At 45.4% G+C, this 17,979-nt stretch carries 16 protein-coding genes and 4 pseudogenes; 14 read left to right on the forward strand and 6 right to left on the reverse strand.

Annotated features, from left to right (window positions below):
- Positions 1 to 33: 33 nt before the first annotated feature.
- The 3 genes from NAZ64_RS07040 to NAZ64_RS07050 form a co-directional block, all read right to left on the reverse strand.
- Positions 34 to 600, reverse strand: coding sequence for a hypothetical protein (locus tag NAZ64_RS07040; RefSeq protein ID WP_483640893.1), 567 nt, complete (start codon positions 598 to 600; stop codon positions 34 to 36).
- Positions 597 to 1,310 carry a WYL domain-containing protein gene (locus NAZ64_RS07045; protein ID WP_000075762.1) on the reverse strand — a complete coding sequence of 238 codons (714 nt, stop codon included), beginning with the start codon at positions 1,308 to 1,310 and terminating at the stop codon, positions 597 to 599. The genes NAZ64_RS07040 and NAZ64_RS07045 overlap by 4 nt, the downstream gene beginning before the upstream one ends.
- 260 nt (positions 1,311 to 1,570) lie before the next feature.
- Positions 1,571 to 2,446 carry a GTPase family protein gene (locus tag NAZ64_RS07050; RefSeq protein WP_000165430.1) on the reverse strand — a complete coding sequence of 292 codons (876 nt, stop codon included), beginning with the start codon at positions 2,444 to 2,446 and terminating at the stop codon, positions 1,571 to 1,573.
- Positions 2,447 to 2,686: 240 nt separating this feature from the next.
- On the opposite strand from NAZ64_RS07050, the gene NAZ64_RS07055 reads away from it, so the two are divergent.
- The 3 genes from NAZ64_RS07055 to NAZ64_RS07065 are packed head-to-tail and all read left to right on the forward strand — an operon-like array spanning position 2,687 to position 5,230.
- Entirely contained in the window at positions 2,687 to 3,052 is a 366-nt protein-coding gene (locus NAZ64_RS07055; RefSeq protein WP_077916518.1) for an AAA domain-containing protein, read from the forward strand.
- Entirely contained in the window at positions 3,049 to 3,711 is a 663-nt protein-coding gene (locus NAZ64_RS07060; protein ID WP_277752259.1) for a C-terminal helicase domain-containing protein, read from the forward strand. The genes NAZ64_RS07055 and NAZ64_RS07060 overlap by 4 nt, the downstream gene beginning before the upstream one ends.
- Positions 3,692 to 5,230, forward strand: coding sequence for a hypothetical protein (locus NAZ64_RS07065; RefSeq protein WP_001250528.1), 1,539 nt, complete (start codon positions 3,692 to 3,694; stop codon positions 5,228 to 5,230). Before NAZ64_RS07060 ends, NAZ64_RS07065 begins: the two co-directional genes overlap by 20 nt.
- Before the next feature lie 317 nt (positions 5,231 to 5,547).
- On the opposite strand, the gene NAZ64_RS07070 is transcribed toward NAZ64_RS07065, so the two are convergent.
- The gene (locus NAZ64_RS07070) at positions 5,548 to 7,398 is read right to left on the reverse strand and encodes a hypothetical protein (RefSeq protein WP_483640894.1); all 1,851 of its coding nucleotides are present in this window, start codon (positions 7,396 to 7,398) and stop codon (positions 5,548 to 5,550) included.
- Between the two features lie 154 nt (positions 7,399 to 7,552).
- On the opposite strand from NAZ64_RS07070, the gene NAZ64_RS07075 reads away from it, so the two are divergent.
- The 3 genes and pseudogenes from NAZ64_RS07075 to NAZ64_RS07085 form a co-directional block, all read left to right on the forward strand.
- Positions 7,553 to 7,726 carry a helix-turn-helix transcriptional regulator gene (locus NAZ64_RS07075; protein WP_173647352.1) on the forward strand — a complete coding sequence of 58 codons (174 nt, stop codon included), beginning with the start codon at positions 7,553 to 7,555 and terminating at the stop codon, positions 7,724 to 7,726.
- A gap of 24 nt (positions 7,727 to 7,750) precedes the next feature.
- Positions 7,751 to 9,277 (forward strand): YfjI family protein, encoded by a 1,527-nt coding sequence (locus tag NAZ64_RS07080; RefSeq protein WP_000778658.1) that lies wholly within the window; start codon positions 7,751 to 7,753, stop codon positions 9,275 to 9,277.
- Positions 9,278 to 9,692: 415 nt separating this feature from the next.
- A pseudogene (locus NAZ64_RS07085) lies at positions 9,693 to 10,148 on the forward strand (inovirus Gp2 family protein); the annotation flags it as partial.
- A gap of 35 nt (positions 10,149 to 10,183) precedes the next feature.
- Here the strand turns inward: NAZ64_RS07085 and tagK are convergent.
- A complete protein-coding gene (gene tagK, locus NAZ64_RS07090) occupies positions 10,184 to 10,948 on the reverse strand; it encodes a type VI secretion system-associated protein TagK (RefSeq protein ID WP_000806693.1) in 765 nt (254 codons plus the stop codon).
- Positions 10,949 to 11,315: 367 nt separating this feature from the next.
- On the opposite strand from tagK, the gene NAZ64_RS07095 reads away from it, so the two are divergent.
- From NAZ64_RS07095 to NAZ64_RS07105, 3 genes are all read left to right on the forward strand, one after another.
- Positions 11,316 to 14,117, forward strand: a complete 2,802-nt coding sequence (locus tag NAZ64_RS07095; RefSeq protein ID WP_000449788.1) for an RHS repeat-associated core domain-containing protein — start codon at positions 11,316 to 11,318, stop codon at positions 14,115 to 14,117.
- Entirely contained in the window at positions 14,083 to 14,448 is a 366-nt protein-coding gene (locus tag NAZ64_RS07100; protein WP_001231281.1) for a hypothetical protein, read from the forward strand. The genes NAZ64_RS07095 and NAZ64_RS07100 overlap by 35 nt, the downstream gene beginning before the upstream one ends.
- Before the next feature lie 779 nt (positions 14,449 to 15,227).
- Entirely contained in the window at positions 15,228 to 15,548 is a 321-nt protein-coding gene (locus NAZ64_RS07105) for an Imm8 family immunity protein (protein WP_223201872.1), read from the forward strand.
- 90 nt (positions 15,549 to 15,638) lie between these two features.
- On the opposite strand, the pseudogene NAZ64_RS07110 reads toward NAZ64_RS07105, so the two are convergent.
- Positions 15,639 to 15,886 (reverse strand): annotated as a pseudogene (locus NAZ64_RS07110) (SymE family type I addiction module toxin).
- Between the two features lie 127 nt (positions 15,887 to 16,013).
- Here NAZ64_RS07110 and NAZ64_RS07115 point away from each other — a divergent pair.
- The 5 genes and pseudogenes from NAZ64_RS07115 to NAZ64_RS07135 all read left to right on the forward strand — a co-directional run.
- Positions 16,014 to 16,186, forward strand: a pseudogene (locus tag NAZ64_RS07115) (RHS repeat-associated core domain-containing protein); the annotation flags it as partial.
- Between the two features lie 24 nt (positions 16,187 to 16,210).
- Positions 16,211 to 16,444: a hypothetical protein gene (locus NAZ64_RS07120; protein ID WP_125541564.1), complete on the forward strand. Its 234-nt coding sequence runs from the start codon at positions 16,211 to 16,213 to the stop codon at positions 16,442 to 16,444.
- A 557-nt stretch (positions 16,445 to 17,001) separates the two neighbouring features.
- Positions 17,002 to 17,319, forward strand: coding sequence for a hypothetical protein (locus NAZ64_RS07125; RefSeq protein ID WP_153274541.1), 318 nt, complete (start codon positions 17,002 to 17,004; stop codon positions 17,317 to 17,319).
- Positions 17,316 to 17,783 (forward strand): hypothetical protein, encoded by a 468-nt coding sequence (locus tag NAZ64_RS07130; RefSeq protein WP_001674144.1) that lies wholly within the window; start codon positions 17,316 to 17,318, stop codon positions 17,781 to 17,783. Before NAZ64_RS07125 ends, NAZ64_RS07130 begins: the two co-directional genes overlap by 4 nt.
- 29 nt (positions 17,784 to 17,812) lie before the next feature.
- Positions 17,813 to 17,966, forward strand: a pseudogene (locus NAZ64_RS07135) (RHS repeat-associated core domain-containing protein); the annotation flags it as partial.
- Positions 17,967 to 17,979: the final 13 nt, after the last annotated feature.

A 17,979-nucleotide genomic window follows, 5' to 3' on the forward strand; every position in this document is an offset into this window, starting at 1 on the left:
AAAACTCCCTGTTATGGTTGTTTTTCAGCGGGTTCAGCAGTTGCCTGTACGACGACATAATTCTGCCAGGCTCTGCTGCGCCACCCATTGCTGCAGTTTCCTGTCGGCTTCAGAGCTTCTGGCCGCCAGGGCCGCCTGTTGTTTTTTGTTGACGCAATTTTCCGGGAAGGCGGCCAGCACCTGATTGCTGTGAGGTTCTTCGGCCAGCTCCAGTTGATATTGCGTATCGATAATGGTGAAATAACAGCCTTTCCCCTGGTCTTCGCCCTGGTACACCGAAGTCAGGTCAGAGGTGTAGCCGCTGGCCGGTTTCAGATTTAGCCTGCGTACCGTGTGCGTTTTCTTGTCGGCAAGGTAATAGGCACCGCCGCCACGAATACGCAGCAGAAACTGTTTCGTCCAGGGATAATTGCCTATTACATCAGCCTGATAAAGGGCGTTATGCAGTGTGTTGTTATCCGTACCGTCGGCCGATTTCCAGCCGTCGGCCTGCATGTACTGCCAGGACCTGACGGAGCCTATGATGTCATCTGCGAGGACCGGAGGCACAGAGGTAATGCAGAGGCTGGCGGCCAGCGCCGCCGTGGTGAATAATTTCATACCTGTTCCTTATGGGTAAGTTGCCCGTAACTGTCGTCAGCGAGCAGTGAATGTAAAATATGAAAATGAGGTAACGCCTGTAAAAAGTCCGGGCGGGACAGAATGCGGGTGAAATGTCCGTCTGGTGTGAAGGTTTCCGGGTGAAACGTCACGGAGTGAACGGTGTGCAGCGCAAAAACGGTTATCCGGCCGAGATGTTCTCCCGCCAGAAACCACTCACCGGTGCTGAAAATCAGCCGATATGGGGCAAGGCTGTCACAACGACTCCCGTCAGTAAGCAGGGTTACCTTCTGGTGTTCTGATACCGCCCTGACCAGTCGTGTGAAGATGCCCGGTCGGGAAAGTGGTATGGTTGCCCCCTGATGCCAGATAAGGCATGGCGAGGAATCCTGGCTACTCAGCAACGAACTGACCAGATGGTGGTCCATATCAGGAAACAATGTGCCAGTGCCTGACTGACGGGCGAACTGCATTGCTGCCTCCTCCCGAATCTCCTGACGGCCCCCGGTCAGCAGACGGCAGCAGCCATCCTGATACTCGATGTCGAGGTAAATCAGACGCTCGCGGAAATCACGATGCAGGGTGCGAACCGACACGCCAAACTCAGCGGCCAGTTTGCGCATATTCAGCGTTTCACCCGCGAGCAGACGGCTGATAATCAGCGATAGCCGGACAGACAAGCGGTCATAACGACGCTCAGCCTGAGACATGCATTATCTCCGTGTTTAATAACTGGTTAATTAAGATGGTATTACTGTAAAGGATGGGACTGACGGGTTGTGTCCGTCATACGTAGCGAAACGCCTGGTGCAAGAAGACTGTGTGGATGCAACGTCGGCAGTGGTGACGCGCTTACGACTGGTGGTATCTTTTGCTGGTCAGGACAGGTTATGTCTGCCTGGAAATAATCATCTACCAGGCGGTGAATAAACAGAGTCATTCACTACAGTCCTGATGACCTTTTACTCATTCAGAAGAAAATCCAGTCCCATACCGCGCGGGCCACGGACACCACCGCATCACGCACGGTACGTATCACAGTCTTCAGCGGCGCAGGCAGAAACGACGATGATTCTGCCGTATCGAACACCCGCCCCACGGCCTCACCGAAGCTATCACGGGCCTGTGACCTGACCGGCCCGGTGCAGAGCCTCCCGTGCAGTTGTGTCGCCACCGGGCTGGTGGCATGGTCCGGCAGACAGCGCATCATGGTTGCCACCATCGCTTCCACGCCCCAACCGGTCAACGCTGACACCATGCAGACCGGATGACGGGGAGTGAATATCGTGGTAATGGCGGCCTGTTTCGCCTTCAGGTTAGTCTGCTGCTGTGGCGAGGGGGTACTGGTGCGGATATCCCATTCGTGGCAGGGTTCGATTTTGTCAGCCTGGTTCAGCACAAACAGCACCTGCTGCTGGTAAGGTTGCATCACCCCATGCCAGAACTGCTCGTCTACTGACAGCGCCCGGTCGTCGGCTTTAATGACCCACAGCACCAGGTCCAGCTCCGGCAGCATACGCCGGTACAGGGCACGGTATTCCTGGTCCCGCAGCCCGTTTTCTCCCACACCCGGTAAATCAACAATCATCAGACTGTGACGACCGCTGCGCAACCGGAAGCGCAGCACGTCACGGGTACAGGCGTTCACATCACTGATGGGGGAGACCTCACCCCGGAAGAGTTCATTACAGAGCGAAGACTTACCCGCACCGCTCTTGCCCATGATGCCAATCACCGGCTCGTAGTGGGTGAGGTTCTGAATACGTTCAAGAATAAGCTGACGAAGCGTATCGGGAAGCGCCGACAGCGGTTGTTCCAGGGCCTGAAGGCCGTGAGGTTTAGTCATACAGGGTTCTCAGCGTGAAAAAATAAAAATCCCCGCACTCCGGTTAAAGAGGCGGGGGATTCACTTTGATGATATCTATCTGAAATTATTTGGGATTGTCTGATGATACTGATCGAGGGAATCGAGCTGCAAACATGCTGGTAATAACCTGTACTTTCCTGTTTTAGGATCGCTGAAGTCGTTGATTAGTGTTAATATTACCGCCAATTTTTCAGCGTTCTGATTCCGACAAAAAAATCAATATTTGAAGAATTTCTTGCGAAGACCCGATCACTTGTATGTGGGACTTGTGTGGGTCTAGGACGCTCACAATTTGGTGTAGCAAAAAATCGCTATGATTGGGTGATAGTCGACGAAGCTGCTCGTGCGACACCTGGCGAATTGGCTATAGCAATTCAGTCGGGTCGCAGGGTGTTACTGGTCGGCGATCATCGTCAATTGCCACCTTTGTATCCTGAACCAGTGGTGCGAAAAATATCGATAGAACTAAATTACTCTGATCGCGCGGTACTAACACGTAGTGATTTTGAACGTGCTTTCGAATCAGATTATGGTAAACAAGTCGGAGCAACATTACGTACTCAATATAGAATGGCCCACCAATAGGTGAAATGGTTTCAGCTTGTTTTTATCCCAAACCGTTAGAACCTGGACGTGGAAATCCAGAACCTTGGTTTAATCAATTACCTAAAAGATTAAGTTCTATTATTACTTGGGTTGATACTTCCGATGCTGGGGGAGAATCTTATGAAAGAGCAAAACATCCTGGATTTGACAATCCTTATGAAGCTAGAGAAATTATTGATACGCTGCGTTCAATATGTACAGCAGAATCATTCATCAAATATTTAATTGATGAAACTTCAGATGAGGAAAAACCAATTGGTGTAATTTGCATGTATGCAAATCAAGAACGCCTATTGCAACGTTTACTTAGCGAACAAGATTGGGCTACTGGTTATAGACATCTTATTAAAATTGATACAGTTGATAGTTATCAAGGTAAGGAAAATCGGATCATTATCGTTGCAACGACGCGCAATAATAATCAGTGTATTCAAGGGTTCCTTAGCAGCTCGGAGCGAATAAATGTGGCGATTTCGCGTGCAATGGATAGATTAGTAATCATTGGGGCTGCTCGTATGTGGCGTGAGAGGCATCAAACTTCAGCGTTAGGCCGTGTATTAAACCACATTGAAACACATCGTGATGGGAATAACTTCAATTTGGTTCAGGCATTAGCCATTGAGGAGGGACAGAAATGATTACATTGGAAGAAAAAAACTAAGAGAAATATTAGCTGTTGATGAAATTACTTTTGCAATTCCTGCACAAAGTTTCGCTATCGAATGCTCAATAAGTGCTGAGGAGGCATTGCCCGTTGTTACTGAGTTCGCGCTTCGCATCGCTTATGTTTGTGGTACATTGAGTCCTGTACAAATTCAGGATTTTTTTGGATTCACAAAAAAAGAAACTGATGCAATAATTCAGACATTACTTAACGAACGCCTCATTAAATGGAATGAAGATGAGCTGTTAGAGCTAACTTCTTATGCATTAACTCGTTTTCAAGATAGCTCAGATCATCTACCTCGGTTCTTTAAAATCCAAGAATGGAGTTCTGAAGTTATTTTTGATCTAATAAGTTTTAGTCCAGCAGGACGCCCCAACAGATTGAAACGTGTAAATTCATTAGTGGAGTTAGCAGCACGAAATATTGAGAGGCAATCTAAAACAATTCAATATGCAGAGCAAGCCTTTCAAGAGCACTTTCATAGTATTTGTAAGAAGAATAAAGCAGAGATCTATAAGATTAGTGCGGTAGATGCTGGCGAGCATTTTAGCATTCCACTGCCGTGTATGTTTTATCTGGATTTGGATGGCCAAGTTAATATTCGACGTGATATAGATAATGAAGCTTTTAATAATAGACTTGAAATATCAGAGGCTATTACTGATGCACTTTCAAAACAAGAACGTCCGCAAAACAATAGTTTTATGGATTTTATTCATTATTTTGATTATTCGTTATTTGAACGTTATGTTTCGAATGATGCTTTTGATTTGCGTCGATATGTTCAAGATGTTCATTTAACACGTATTGTTTGTTATGATAATAGACGTGTCACCCCATTACTTGGAGCATTTTATCTACAACATAACGCCGATTTAATTATCACTAGGCTTGGAGATGAGATACTAAAACAGGAGGAAATGTTAGTTAATAAGGAGGTTAGTTTAAAATCTGGTGAGGATGGTGAAAAAATAGATACCCTCCCTGTTTCAGAAAAAACTATCGTTCAAAGCGGGTTGTGGCTTGCCCCCCAACTATCCCTTTGGGCTAGAACTCGCGGGGCAAGAGAGTTTGTTCAGAAGATTGACCGTCTGTTGGATTCTAGGAATAAAAAAAAGAGCAATCCTGTTGGTACTTATGTAATGATCTCTGGTCGGAATAATGCAGCTAAAGATCGTGCATTTAAATATAGAGATCAGTTTCAATATTTATTTAATCTAGATATATGTCTTATGGATGGGAAATTAGAGTTGTTACTTATACCTGGTTTAATTGTATGTGTTCTTTTTCATTTCCATTTGGAACATCAGCCGGTTAGCATCCCAATAGGGTTTATCTCGTCTGAGGTGGAACATTTGAAAATAGCAAGTTCATTGATATCTGAATCAACGAGATCAAAACAAATATTTACATCTATGTATGATAGTGAAAACGTTCCTGTTGCCTATCAAGGATTACAAAATTTGCTTGGCATAATATCTACGGAATAACTGTATTATTGGGTTAGCAATTATTTGGATTCATATTAGTTATATTTGGTTCTTATTAGAGATTGATGTCTGAGTTTACAGGGCCTATTCTTAATGGATAAGCCCTTTTTAATAAAAAGACATACATCCAGGCCAAGTATCGTCTCTGCTAGACGTTACCTATTACCAGTTAGTGCGATTATTGAGCACCTCGATCACCCATAAGCCTTGATTCACCTGCTTTTTCTGATCAGTAAAATGTTACTTTCAATGTAAGCCCCCGGCTACAGTGGCTACACGTAGCCACTGTAGCCGGGGGGATATGTAAAAATATGCAATTATTTTCCACCCCCCTGTGTTTTCCCAGTCTGTATTTTTCTTTCTTCCTCCAGAATCGTCAGGGCTCCATATATCAAATCCCACAATTTTTTATCAACTGAAAGAATCATATTCCTTATTTCCTCCCCAGGGCAGCGAAGATATTTTATCAGACTCTCGATGTCCCGTACGCACGCCAAAAGAGGACAGTTAACCAGTATGCCTATAAGGCTATCATTCAGTTCACCTCGGGTCAGAATTTTATTATTTTTCAGGATGCAGGATAAATCTTGACTGGAAGTAATTTTTTCAGAAAAGATAATGTTGAGTATCTTACCCAGGATAGTGTCAACTTTATCCAGAAGCCCGTAAACAGACTCAGGATAAATGCCTTCCAGCTCAAGGTCATTCCAGTCACTTATTCTCCTGACCATGTTATTATACATCCTTACCGAACGGATGATGGTCAGATTGTTGGCATCTGATAAAATGGATTCAGAAAGGAGAGTACTTTTTATAACAGAGTCGTCACTGTGGGTTTCTGTATAAGCCTGACTGACGGGGATATAGTCAGTGTAAATCCCCTGATTTTCCAGGATGGATGTTACAGATAATGAGAAAACACCATTTTTAACGTTTTTCCTCTCAAATTTTATACGTAATGCAATATGGATAACTAAAAAAGCGGATGCCAGATATCCTGCAGGTAAATCGTCCAGAGAAATAGTTTTGACTTTCTCAAATGCTTCCTCTGTTTCGCCTTTACTGATTAAATCTATAACCTTCCAGAGTTCAATATACGGTTGAATAAACTGTTTATGGGGTTCTTTTTTTAATTTTACAGCGATGTCAGTTAACTGTACTTCGGAGATAATGGTTTTATCATTGAAGTTGAAAATGATGTTTTTTAATGCGCTGATACTCTGTAAACATTCCTCGTTTATATTCAGGGAGAACGGTTTTATTACTCTCTCATGATAATAATCCGCAATTGAGTTAATCATGGTATCATGATGGATAAAATCATGGGGTTCTGGCTCATACAGTAGTCTGCATAACATTGCTGATATATTCCCGGGTTTTATTCCATTGTCTACATAGTTTCTGTAGTACCGTGATATGATGTTAATGACAGGGAGTTTTCGTTCGACATTAAGGAGTACGGTCAGGGAGTAATGGGCTTTTTTTATATTATCAAGACTGACTCTGACGCTGTTAAGCGTATCATCGTCAACAATACCAGAATACGCCTTAATGCAGTCTATAATTGATGCTTCCAGCGTGCTTTTTTTCTGTGTATTACCTGGGCGGATATTTTCAATTACTTTGAAAAGAGGCGCCAGGTTTTCTGAATCTGTATGAGAGAACCTTTGTTTTCTTGCTAAACTTTTCAGATACTTCTGGACAGCAGATAAACCCCCTTTCTTTTTATCCTGCCAGCATGGGCAATAATCTTTCAGCAAGAACTGGTGTATATGGTGATAAAAACAGTTTTTGTTTTCGTCTTTGTACGTTTTATATATGTCAAGTGCGATTAATCTGGGGATTATATGCAGAGCATATCGCTTTTTTATTTGTTCCCGGCTCAGTTCAGTAAAGACGGGGCGAGCCATCAGGGCATTATAAAGTTGCTCGTATTTGTAAAAAATCTCCCTTCGTTGAGTTGTGCTGAACACCTGTTCTGCATCAAGAACCCCGATGATTTCATCATAGTGTTTCTGTTCCTGATGTCTTTCATCCTCACGATTACCGAAAAAGCGCTGATGGCTGGAAAAGGTCGCAGCCCCCCGTATAGCAGCCCGCCTGTTCCCTTTACTGAATAAGCCAAAAGACCGATAAACATCGTACATCAGACTGGCAAAAGTGTGCATTGTCACTCCCTGCGGTTGGTTTTGTTTTTTTTACGGGGACAGTATTTCAGCTCCTGTGGAAAATTGCGACCACAGCCAGAGACATCCAACAGGAGAATCGAAAATGTCATCTGTTTACACCAGACAATCAGAGCCACAACAGCGCATTCTGCGCATGAGAGAACTGACGAAGATAGTCGGTCTGTCCCGGTCAACTATCTATGAAAAGCTAAATCCCGAATCCAGGTATTACGACGAAACGTTTCCAAAAACCGTGAGACTTGGTGCTGCTTCCGTTGGATGGCGTTCCACTTCCGTTGATGAGTGGATCGCCTCCAGAAGCGTTTAATTTTTTCTCAAAAGAGACTATGCAATGAAGCTTACCCATAAAAAAACTCAAAATCATCATGTTAATCTGAACACCAGAGCAATTTTGACGTTTTTTCAACAAATCATATCTTTCATATATGGCAAAACCAGCGCGGCGGTTGAGCTTATCTTTGCAACCCTCCAGGGGAGCATGGCTCTGGCCTGCCAGGATATGTATGATGTTGAAATTGATGATGATATTATCGTTCCTGTATCGCATTTTCACATAATACTGGCAAGGTCCGGAAGCAAAAAAACGACAGTATACAGGCTCATTATGGCGCAAATTCATCAGACTGAACGTGAGCTGGCAGAGGTGTTTTCAGTCAGACTGAAGGAGTATGAACGGCAACACGTGCTATGGGATGAAGAATGTAAGAGCCTTAAGAAATCGTTTCAGAAAGCTGTACGCCAGAAAGAGGGAGTGGAGACAGCCAGAAATGAACTGGATGAATGTCTCAGAAATGAACCGGTTAAGCCTGTAAGGGTGCATCTGACGGTAACGGATCCCACGCCGGAAGCCCTTCTGAAAGAGCTGGGGCAATACTCCAGTCTGGGTATCACCTCTGACGAGGGAAGTGCTCTGTATGAAAGCATCATGCGCCGTAAGATCGCAATTCATAATACGCTATGGTGTGGTGATGATTATCGGATCAGTCGTGCGTCAACGGGTATCACAGATATTAAAGATCCCCGGCTTGGTATGCTGTTGATGACACAGCCGGAGCCACATGACTGCACACTGAAATCACTGGGTAACGCAATACGAGCTACGGGAATTTATGCGCGTACGTTAACCATGGATCTTACGTTACTCACCAGACAGATTGATATTGATGAGCTGGTTTCTGGCGATGAGTCCGATCTGGAAAAGTTTTATGCCATTCAGAAAAAACATTTACTTGCCGGGATTGAACGCAGAAAAAAAAATCAACCCCGAATCTGTATGACTTTTGCTCCTGACGCAAAGAAGCGGTTGCGTTATGTTGGCAGGGACGTAAAGCGTCTGATGCAGCAGGGGGGAAAGCTGTACCATTATAACGACTGGGCTGCGCGGTACTGCGAACATACCGCTAGGAGTGCTGCTGTGATGCAGTTGTTTATCACCCCTGACTCAACCGTTATTACGCTGGAAACACTGGAAGCTGCGTTGTTAATATCGGAATGGCACCTTAATCATTTTATTGTAAAAATGGATGTGGTCAGGGGACCTTCCCATTCTGAAAGAGTACTCAGTTGGCTTGAAAACCATCTTGTTAAAAATGGGTCTTATGATTTTTTAAGGCGTGAAATGATGCAAGAGATACATCGTTCACTCAGAAAAAAAGCTGATCTTGAGCCTGTTCTGGAACAGCTTGCTGAGGAGGGTAAAATCCAGTTGTGGGAGGACGAAAGTGGGACGCATTACATCAAATACCTGGCTTCCGAAATGGCACCTTCAGAACTGGATACAGAACACAAGGCTTTGAAAGGTATACCAGAATATCATGGGGGAGGTAGTGCTATCAGTAGCGTCCCGCTGAAAGGATAACTTCAGCGTGATTTTCATTCAATATCAGATGGTTATATTCCACGCATTCCCTGGCGTGTAGCGGGTTTCGCTGTTGTGAGTGGAATTATTATCCGTATTGATTAGTCGGTATATGTACTATATTTATCGTGGGTAGGTACTATATTTATCGTGGGTAGGTACTCTTACACTAATACGATAAGTATCGGTATGTATGCGCTAACGTAATAATAAAATCTGTATGTCTGCAGAGGTAACACATTCCTGCAGGGGAACCTGTATGCCTAATTGCATGGGTAGCTGCTTGCTACCCATTATCTAATGAATTTCGATAAAAGAGATTATTATGAAGTCACCTTATGATTTAGCTGAGAGAGAGTTTAAATTTCTGCTGCAGGAAGCTGAAGATAAATATGATTCGAGAATATCACGCCATATGCTTCGTCGATCGCTTGCTGTAATATCTAATTATCTGGAAAACTATAACCGGATATTCGCTCTGCGCGCTGACCTGAGGTTTGCTCAGTCCCATGTGCCAGGAGAGCCGGACTTGCCGATATGCTTTCAGAAGGATGATGAGAAAGCCATTACTCGGGCTATGGAATCCCTTAAAAGCCAGTTAAGGGAAGAACACAAGCGTTCTGGCAGGCCTGGTGAGCCTGTGCCACTCGGCTATATCTGGGCCAGGGAACGGGTTACCGGGGAACATCCTCACTACCATCTGGTTCTGCTGTTTGACAGAGAGGCCTATGCCTATCTGGGAGATTATACAAAGCCTGACGCTGATAATATGGGGACCCGGATACAGAAAGCCTGGTGCAGCGCCATTGGTCTTGATTATCCTGAATATGCTTATCTCCCGCATTTTCCGAAGAATCACAGCGTGTGGTTCACTCGGGATGATGCGTTAACGTTAAGTGCTGATTATTATGACTTTCTGCTACGGGTATCGGGCATTGATTCCATCGCCAGCCAGTGCATTTCACCTTCACCGGTCGTGTCCAGCGTATCCAGAATGGCATCAATACCGGGCGCGCCTGCCACCATATCCTGTAACGTGTCGGTGTCGCCCTTTTTATCGTATAACGACGTCAAATCCTGGGTGACAGCGTCTTCATTTCGGGGAAACGGTTTAGCACGGAGGGGCTTTTCCTGCCCGGAGGGCCGCAATGCCTGCTGATATTCCTGGTAAAGCTGGTGTAGCGTGCTATCCGCTTCATGGCCAGTGTAAGAGGATGCGGTTTCCCGGACGGGAATAATATCGAACGGGTTCTGCGGATTGAGCTGTTGTTGTTTAAACCAGTCCAGATCCAGGTACTCAGCAACAGATTCAGATGACTGAACCAACTGAGGAAACGAAACATCGGGACGGGACTCATCATTGGTGCGGGCAAGGCACCAGGATGACAGACCCCATTCAATCGTATCTCCATCATTCAGCCGCATACGGTGATGAGGTTCCATCACCTGCTCATTGACGGCACAGCACAGTTCATCCGAGTGATTAACAATCCACCACGCCTCTTCGTGGCGAACAAGACTGAGCGCGATATCGTCTTTCCCATGTTGCTCAAAAAGCGGAACGTAGGGGGCGGCGGCAGTAAATACGATGTATGTCCCTGCGGGATACTGTGCGTTATCCGTTATACCCTGCGACTGTATTTTCCGTAATTCCCACATGTCTTGTTTCATTATGTCCCTTAAATGTATTTATTTTTCTGGAGGAAACGTTTAGGGAGTTTTAATTCATAAATAATTTTAACTAAATTCATAGGGAGTCATTATTGATGACACCCTTTTTATTATTTTCGTCGTGAATGCATTGTTGTATGCATAGATGTCTTTTTTGAAATATTATTTCTTTTAATTCTGCAATTGCGATTTTTATCTTGCTGTTCATTGATTATTTAATATTAACGGCTTGGTTGCTAATTAGTCCCTGATCTGTATCATTGTTTTGTTTCGATATTTTTTCGAGGCTATCAATAAAGAATTGTTTATATATTTATGTGCATTGATGCATTATTTTTATGAATTTTTATGTCACAAGGCATAACACATGGAAACTCCTGTTTCACGCAGTGCGTTGTATGGAAAACTGGCCGGCCCACTATTCCGGTCGCTGGAATCGGCAACGGCATTTTGCAAACTACGCTCTAATCCCTGGGTTGAGCTGACTCACTGGCTGCACCAGTTAACACAGCAGCCCGATAACGATATTCTCCACGTTCTTCGGCATTACCAGATCCCTCTTTCTGATGTGGAGAAAGCGTTACTCCGGCAACTGGATATGCTGCCCGCCGGGGCCAGCGCCATTAGTGATTTTTCTCACCATATCGATCTCAGCGTTGAAAAGGCATGGATGCTGGCGAGCGTCCGTTACGGCGATAACAAAATTCGCAGCGGCTGGTTGCTGCTGGCCTTGTTGACCACGCCAGAACTGCGTCGGGTACTGAGCAGTATCTGCGCGCCGCTGGCCACGCTTCCGGTTGATGAACTGACGGAAATACTGCCCTCGTTGATCGAAACATCGCCGGAAGCGCAGGAGCGCCCTTACGACGGCTCCGGTCTGGCATCAGCCATTCCCGGTGAAAGCAGCCAGGCGATTCCCAACGGCGTGCAGGACGGTAAATCCGCGCTGGCAAAATACTGTCAGGACATGACGGCACAGGCGCGCGACGGCAAAATCGACCCGGTGACGGGGCGTGAGCATGAAATCCGCACCATGACGGATATTCTGCTGCGCCGTCGCCAGAATAATCCACTACTGACTGGTGAGGCGGGCGTCGGAAAGACGGCGGTCGTCGAAGGTTTTGCCCTCGCGATTGCGCAGGGGGAAGTGCCGCCCGCGCTGCGGGAAGTACGGCTGCTGGCGCTGGACGTTGGCGCTCTGTTGGCCGGAGCCAGCATGAAAGGCGAGTTTGAATCGCGTCTGAAAGGGTTACTGGAAGAGGCCGGGCGCTCGCCGCAGCCGGTTATTCTGTTTGTCGATGAAGTTCACACTCTGGTGGGCGCGGGCGGCGCATCCGGCACGGGCGATGCCGCTAACCTGCTGAAACCGGCGCTGGCGCGCGGCACCCTGCGGACTATCGGCGCCACCACCTGGAGCGAATACAAGCGCCATATTGAGAAAGATCCGGCGCTGACCCGTCGTTTTCAGGTGTTGCAGATTGCCGAACCGGAAGAGATCCCCGCAATGGAAATGGTGCGTGGTCTGGTGGATACGCTGGAAAAACACCATAACGTACTGATTCTGGATGAGGCGGTACGTGCGGCGGTACAGCTTTCTCACCGCTACATTCCCGCCCGGCAATTGCCGGGTAAGGCCATCAGCCTGCTGGATACCGCCGCGGCCCGCGTGGCGCTGACGCTGCACACGCCGCCTGCCAGCGTACAGTTCCTGCGCCAGCAGCTAAAAGCGGCGGAAATGGAACGGTCGCTGTTGCAGAAGCAGGAAAAAATGGGGATTCAGTCAGATGAGCGGCGCGATGCGCTGACGGCACGAATTTTCTCGCTCAACAATGAACTGACTGCATCCGAATCCCGCTGGCAGCGGGAGCTGGAACTGGTACATACGTTGCAGGAACTGCGTCTCGCAGAGTCTGATGCTGATGACAAAACCACGCTGCAACAGGCCGAAACGGCGCTAAGGGAGTGGCAGGGTGACGCGCCGGTGGTGTTCCCGGAAGTCAGCGCGGCGGTTGTCGCGGCGATTGTCGCCGACTGGACCGGTATTCCTGCCGGGCGCATGGTGAAAGATGAGGCCAGCCAGGTGCTGGAACTGCCTGCCCGACTGGCGCAACGCGTTACCGGGCAAGACGGCGCGCTGGCGCAGATTGGTGAACGTATTCAGACCGCCAGGGCGGGACTGGGTGATCCACGCAAACCGGTGCCGGGCTGTGGTCGTGACCGTTACGGTTATAACGAGTGGGGCGAGCTGACCACGCGGCGCGACCAGCAACTGGAGTGGAACGCGCAGGGGCAGCTGACGCGGGTCATCAGCGGCAACACGGAGACGCACCACGGCTACGATGCGCTGGGGAGGCGAACCCGCAAGGCGACGTACGGGCGGCACACGGGGCATACGGCGCGGAGCCGGACGGACTTTGTGTGGGAGGGGTTCAGGCTGTTGCAGGAGAACGTGCAGCAGCAGGGCTGGCGGACATATCTGTACGATGCGGAACAGCCGTACACGCCGGTGGCGAGCGTGACGGGAAAGGGAGAAAGCAGGCAGGTGTGGTATTACCACACGGATGTGACGGGCACGCCGCAGGAGGTGACGGCGGCGGACGGAACGCTGGTATGGGCGGGGTATATCAGGGGGTTTGGAGAAAATGCGGCGGACATCAGCAACAGCGGAGCGTACTTTCACCAGCCGCTGCGGCTGCCGGGGCAGTATTTTGACGACGAGACAGGGCTGCATTACAATCTGTTCAGATATTATGCACCGGAGTGTGGCAGGTTCGTCAGTCAGGATCCGATTGGGCTGAGGGGCGGGTTAAACCTTTATCAGTATGCGCCTAATTCACTGACCTGGATCGATCCACTTGGCCTTGACGTTATTCGTTTACGGCATTACACAAGTAATCAAGGTTTTGCGGCAATAAAAGAAAGTATGAAGATACTTGCAGGTGACCAAAATGCTGTATTTGCTGTTAGAGCAAAAGGGAAACCATTAAGTATGGCTGATGCGGCAGATAAATTTAAAATAAAACAAAATCACGCCAGAAATTATATTGACTTTGATATGGATACCAATCGAGTGGAGTTTAGGAAAAATGACTTAGGTGTTGAGGAATATAAGATAAAAGGTGACATTGAACTAGATGAGAAAACAACTGAATTTAATAAGAGATGCTAAAGCTATGAGAGAATATAACTCAGAAAATACAGACAATCTAAAAGATGTTTTGATATCTTTAGAAGAGATTGTTACTGTAATAGATAAGATTGGCTCTGGGTTTGATAAAAGTGGCAAAATGGCATTAGCGTTGTTGCTATTCTTTAATCAATGCAGTGTATTAGATAAACTATCCAGAACAAGAAAATACTTATATCAAGAGTTAGAAGCCAGATTAACTCCTGAAGAATATGATGAGTGGATAGAGAAAAATTTTCCTTTATGGAAACCGCCATATGATAAAACAGAAGAGGAAATGTTGGAAATGCTAAATTCTGCGATGCGAAAATAAATATTTTTGATATAGTATCAAATAGCTGATTAAAACCCGAAAGATCTCCCCCGGTTAAGCTGCACTGAGTCAGTCAGTCTCTTGACCGATATAGCTTACTGTGTCCCGTACCCAGTTCGCGCCGATATGAGGGATGTACCTGTATATCAATTGGACTATATTTAAATTACCCTTTGATTTATAGTACTTTTGTGCAGATGAAAATTATCACGTTATGGTGGTAGTGCATGAATTACGATGTAAAACCTTTGACTCATTACGACCTAAATTAGGCAGTACGATCCATAAACTGGACGCTTTGTGTAACTTGAGCCGATAGGGCTGGCGGGGGGCTAAATCTCTACAGTTATGCACCGAATCCATTAGGCTGGATCGATCCTCTTGGTTTAACCTGCAAGTTAACAAACCAGTAGTTTAAGAATAAGCTTAAATGAATTAGAAATCAGACCGCCGCAGGTGGTAATCGGGGAATTACTGGCGTTGTATCACAGAATGATGCTTTCAGATTAGGGGAAGCATTTGTAGGTCCTAATTATAGGTTATGTCCAGTGGTAAGGGACTTGTGCCAGAAGATGGTTTGAGAACATTCAGATTCCCTGCTGATAAAAGGGGATTTGATCGTGTTAACGGTCGTCCATGGTCGAAGACTGGAAAGCAAGTGAATTTTGAAACCAAAAATGGGGATGGTGATGTTATTGCCAATGTTCATTTAGACGTGGAGAATTTTCGGCCATGAAAAAAATAAACCACAACTTATTTTATACGATATGTCTTCAACAATGTTCGATCCACTTAGTGAGTGGGAGCCTGCTTCTCTTGAAGATACATATGTGGCTGTTGATTTATGTCTTGGGATGAATGATGGTGAAAAAGGAAGCAACTATTTCTATGTGAAAGTTGCCACTCCAGAAGCCTTGAGAAAGCGATCAAAGAATTTTCTCATATCTGATAACAGAGTTATTGTAATTGATTATTATATACTTAGGAAAGTAATCGAAAATATTCTAAAAAAATGTACAAGAGAAAATTGGGAAGAATCTTGTCTTGTATTACAACGCTATTTTTCATGGGAATATGAAGATTATCATTACGAAAAATAGATAGTTAATTTTGTGAGAGATTAGTAGTAATATAAAGCCGGGAAAGAAATTAACTCTTCCCGGTTTTTTTATTAACCCCCGTTCAGTCCACTAAACCAGCACATCCTTCACCCCCCTTAACCACCCGTTTAGCCTGATAAAGCTGTTCGCGCAGCTCCTGCACCTCGTTACCGTCCGCCATTAGCACAATACACCCGTCCGAAATCTTCACCGTCACGCCGCTCCCCGGTCTCAAATCCCGCTTCTTCCTGGCAGTCGCCGCTGGGGATTTGTGAGTAACAGGTGGTCATGCAGGTTTCGCTGTTGATGTGGCGTACGCTGGCGCCGGAGGTATTCATATTTGCTGACTAAATAAATTCTTAATTCTCCGCCGGATGCTGGCTGATTGTGGAGCTCAGGGTGAGTGAGTATGGGCGCGACATCTTGGCACCGCGCCCCCCCTCTCCCCGGCCAGTGATGAGCAACCGGCTACCGGGGCCGTATTTTGACGATGAAACGGGCCTGCATTAAAATCTGTTCAGATATTATGCACCGGAGTGTGGCAGGTTCGTCAGTCAGGCCCGACAGGGCTGAAAGGGGGATTAAATCCTTACCACTATCCGTTGAATCCCGTCATAGATATAGATTCGCTGGGATTGTTTACATGTGAAATATGTAGTCGCATGATAGATGAGACTAATAATAGTCTGGATAGTCTTCCATTTAATCCGGCAAAAATGTTAACGGCTGGTTTAAATATAGCTAATTCTGCAAGATTGCACACAAGTGGGGTAGCCAAACTCGGGATAGGTATTGCTGCTGATGGATTTATTACATTGTCTCCAGTGGGCAATGTTTCTCTGGCAGGGGGGAATATCACATTAGCAACTGCTTCATATAACAGGGCAAATTTATGATTATCAGAATCACTTAATGAAACCGACAAGGATAGGTGCTGCAAAAATTTATTAGGTGTATTGCCTTATAGTGAACAGTTTGACGATCCAGATGAGCCATCAATTAGCGATATGTATAAAGAGAAATTCCATAACATGATGGATTCTCCAATGAATTTAATCAAAGAGATAGGGACATTGATGTTTGATGAATATGATTAATAAAATATCCATGTTGATCTTTATTATTGGAAGTATAATCGCGATAATATGGATATTATATGCCACTTTATCGAAAAGAGGGATGTTTAGAGATAATCTTAAAAAAATAATCAAGATAATATGTGATTTATTTTGGGGGATAGGCTGATAACTCTGAGTAAAGAATATCAGAGACTGTACATGAAATTATTAATCCTTCGTTGAATAAAAGCCGGGAAATCATTATGGGCGGATAACCGCATCACGGAAGATATGCAGTAACTGTACCGGTATGACCGTTACGGGAGGCTGACGCCAGAGCAGATGGCGGGGCAACTGGAGCCGGAGTACACACCCCAAAGGAAAGAGAGGTTTGTGTGTATTATTCATTGTGTGATCATAGCGGTATAGGTACTTCTGCTGGTTTGTTATTCACAATATCAGCCCCTGATGCTGATTTATCACCAGGAATATCAGAGTCTGGAGGGGATTCTTATGGGGCACTTCTTGCGGGAATGGCTTATACAGATGCTCGTAATAAAAATGATAGTTATAAATATACAAAAGGTGTGAGTATGGGACCCGGATTTGGAGACTGGGGGGAACTCACATGCTCCCGGCATTCGAGGTGTCTATCGGAGATTTTCGATCTGATGGATAAGGAATATGATTGGTTATCAGGTGAATTCAAGTGAAAAGAAATAGATTTTTTCTATCGTTACTATTTATGGTGTTGATTGTGTTGTTCGTTATTCTATTTTTTACATGGTTAGGTAGAGAGAATATTAAAAATGATAGCGCTATTCGAGACGTTGCGAAAGAAGGAGTTGATAAGCTTTTTTCTCTTTATAATAAAGGGGAGTATGCTGAGATATATGATTTGTCATGTGACTCTTTCAAAAATGCCACTGCGAGAAAAGATTTTTTAACAGTTATGGAAACTAAAATGAAAATACTCGGTGAAATTAAAGGGCGAAAACTTCAATATAGTAATGTCATTAATTCAAAATCCGTGGAGTTATATTATAGAGTGGACTATATTAACTATTCTTTAATTGAAGAATTTAATTATATTAAAAATGATGGACAAAAAATATGCTTGCAAGCAATGTTTACGGATGATGCGGGGAAACATGGGGAGGTAATTAAATTACATTAACGTGTGATAACTCCAGTTAGAACCTATCCCAATGCGATGAAGAATTGGGGCTGTATTATAACTAGCACCGTTCTATAATCCGGGACTGGGAAGGTATATTACGTAGATCCAATAGGGCTGAAAGGGGGATGGAACCGATATTATTATCCGCTGAATCCTATTGATCTTCTTGGTCTTATTACTTGTGGTACTGATA

Source organism: Salmonella sp. A1325, from assembly GCF_056991255.1.

What these genes read in the sequence shown, in the direction of transcription:
- tagK (WP_000806693.1), bottom strand. Translation starts at nt 10,948, where the DNA reads ATGAAACAAGACATGTGGGAATTACGGAAAATACAGTCGCAGGGTATA.
- NAZ64_RS07100 (WP_001231281.1), top strand. Translation starts at nt 14,083, where the DNA reads ATGAGAAAACAACTGAATTTAATAAGAGATGCTAAAGCTATGAGAGAA.
- NAZ64_RS07095 (WP_000449788.1), top strand. Translation starts at nt 11,316, where the DNA reads ATGGAAACTCCTGTTTCACGCAGTGCGTTGTATGGAAAACTGGCCGGC.
- NAZ64_RS07080 (WP_000778658.1), top strand. Translation starts at nt 7,751, where the DNA reads ATGAAGCTTACCCATAAAAAAACTCAAAATCATCATGTTAATCTGAAC.
- NAZ64_RS07050 (WP_000165430.1), bottom strand. Translation starts at nt 2,446, where the DNA reads ATGACTAAACCTCACGGCCTTCAGGCCCTGGAACAACCGCTGTCGGCG.
- NAZ64_RS07070 (WP_483640894.1), bottom strand. Translation starts at nt 7,398, where the DNA reads ATGCACACTTTTGCCAGTCTGATGTACGATGTTTATCGGTCTTTTGGC.
- NAZ64_RS07045 (WP_000075762.1), bottom strand. Translation starts at nt 1,310, where the DNA reads ATGTCTCAGGCTGAGCGTCGTTATGACCGCTTGTCTGTCCGGCTATCG.
- NAZ64_RS07120 (WP_125541564.1), top strand. Translation starts at nt 16,211, where the DNA reads ATGATAGATGAGACTAATAATAGTCTGGATAGTCTTCCATTTAATCCG.
- NAZ64_RS07105 (WP_223201872.1), top strand. Translation starts at nt 15,228, where the DNA reads ATGTTCGATCCACTTAGTGAGTGGGAGCCTGCTTCTCTTGAAGATACA.
- NAZ64_RS07040 (WP_483640893.1), bottom strand. Translation starts at nt 600, where the DNA reads ATGAAATTATTCACCACGGCGGCGCTGGCCGCCAGCCTCTGCATTACC.
- NAZ64_RS07075 (WP_173647352.1), top strand. Translation starts at nt 7,553, where the DNA reads ATGAGAGAACTGACGAAGATAGTCGGTCTGTCCCGGTCAACTATCTAT.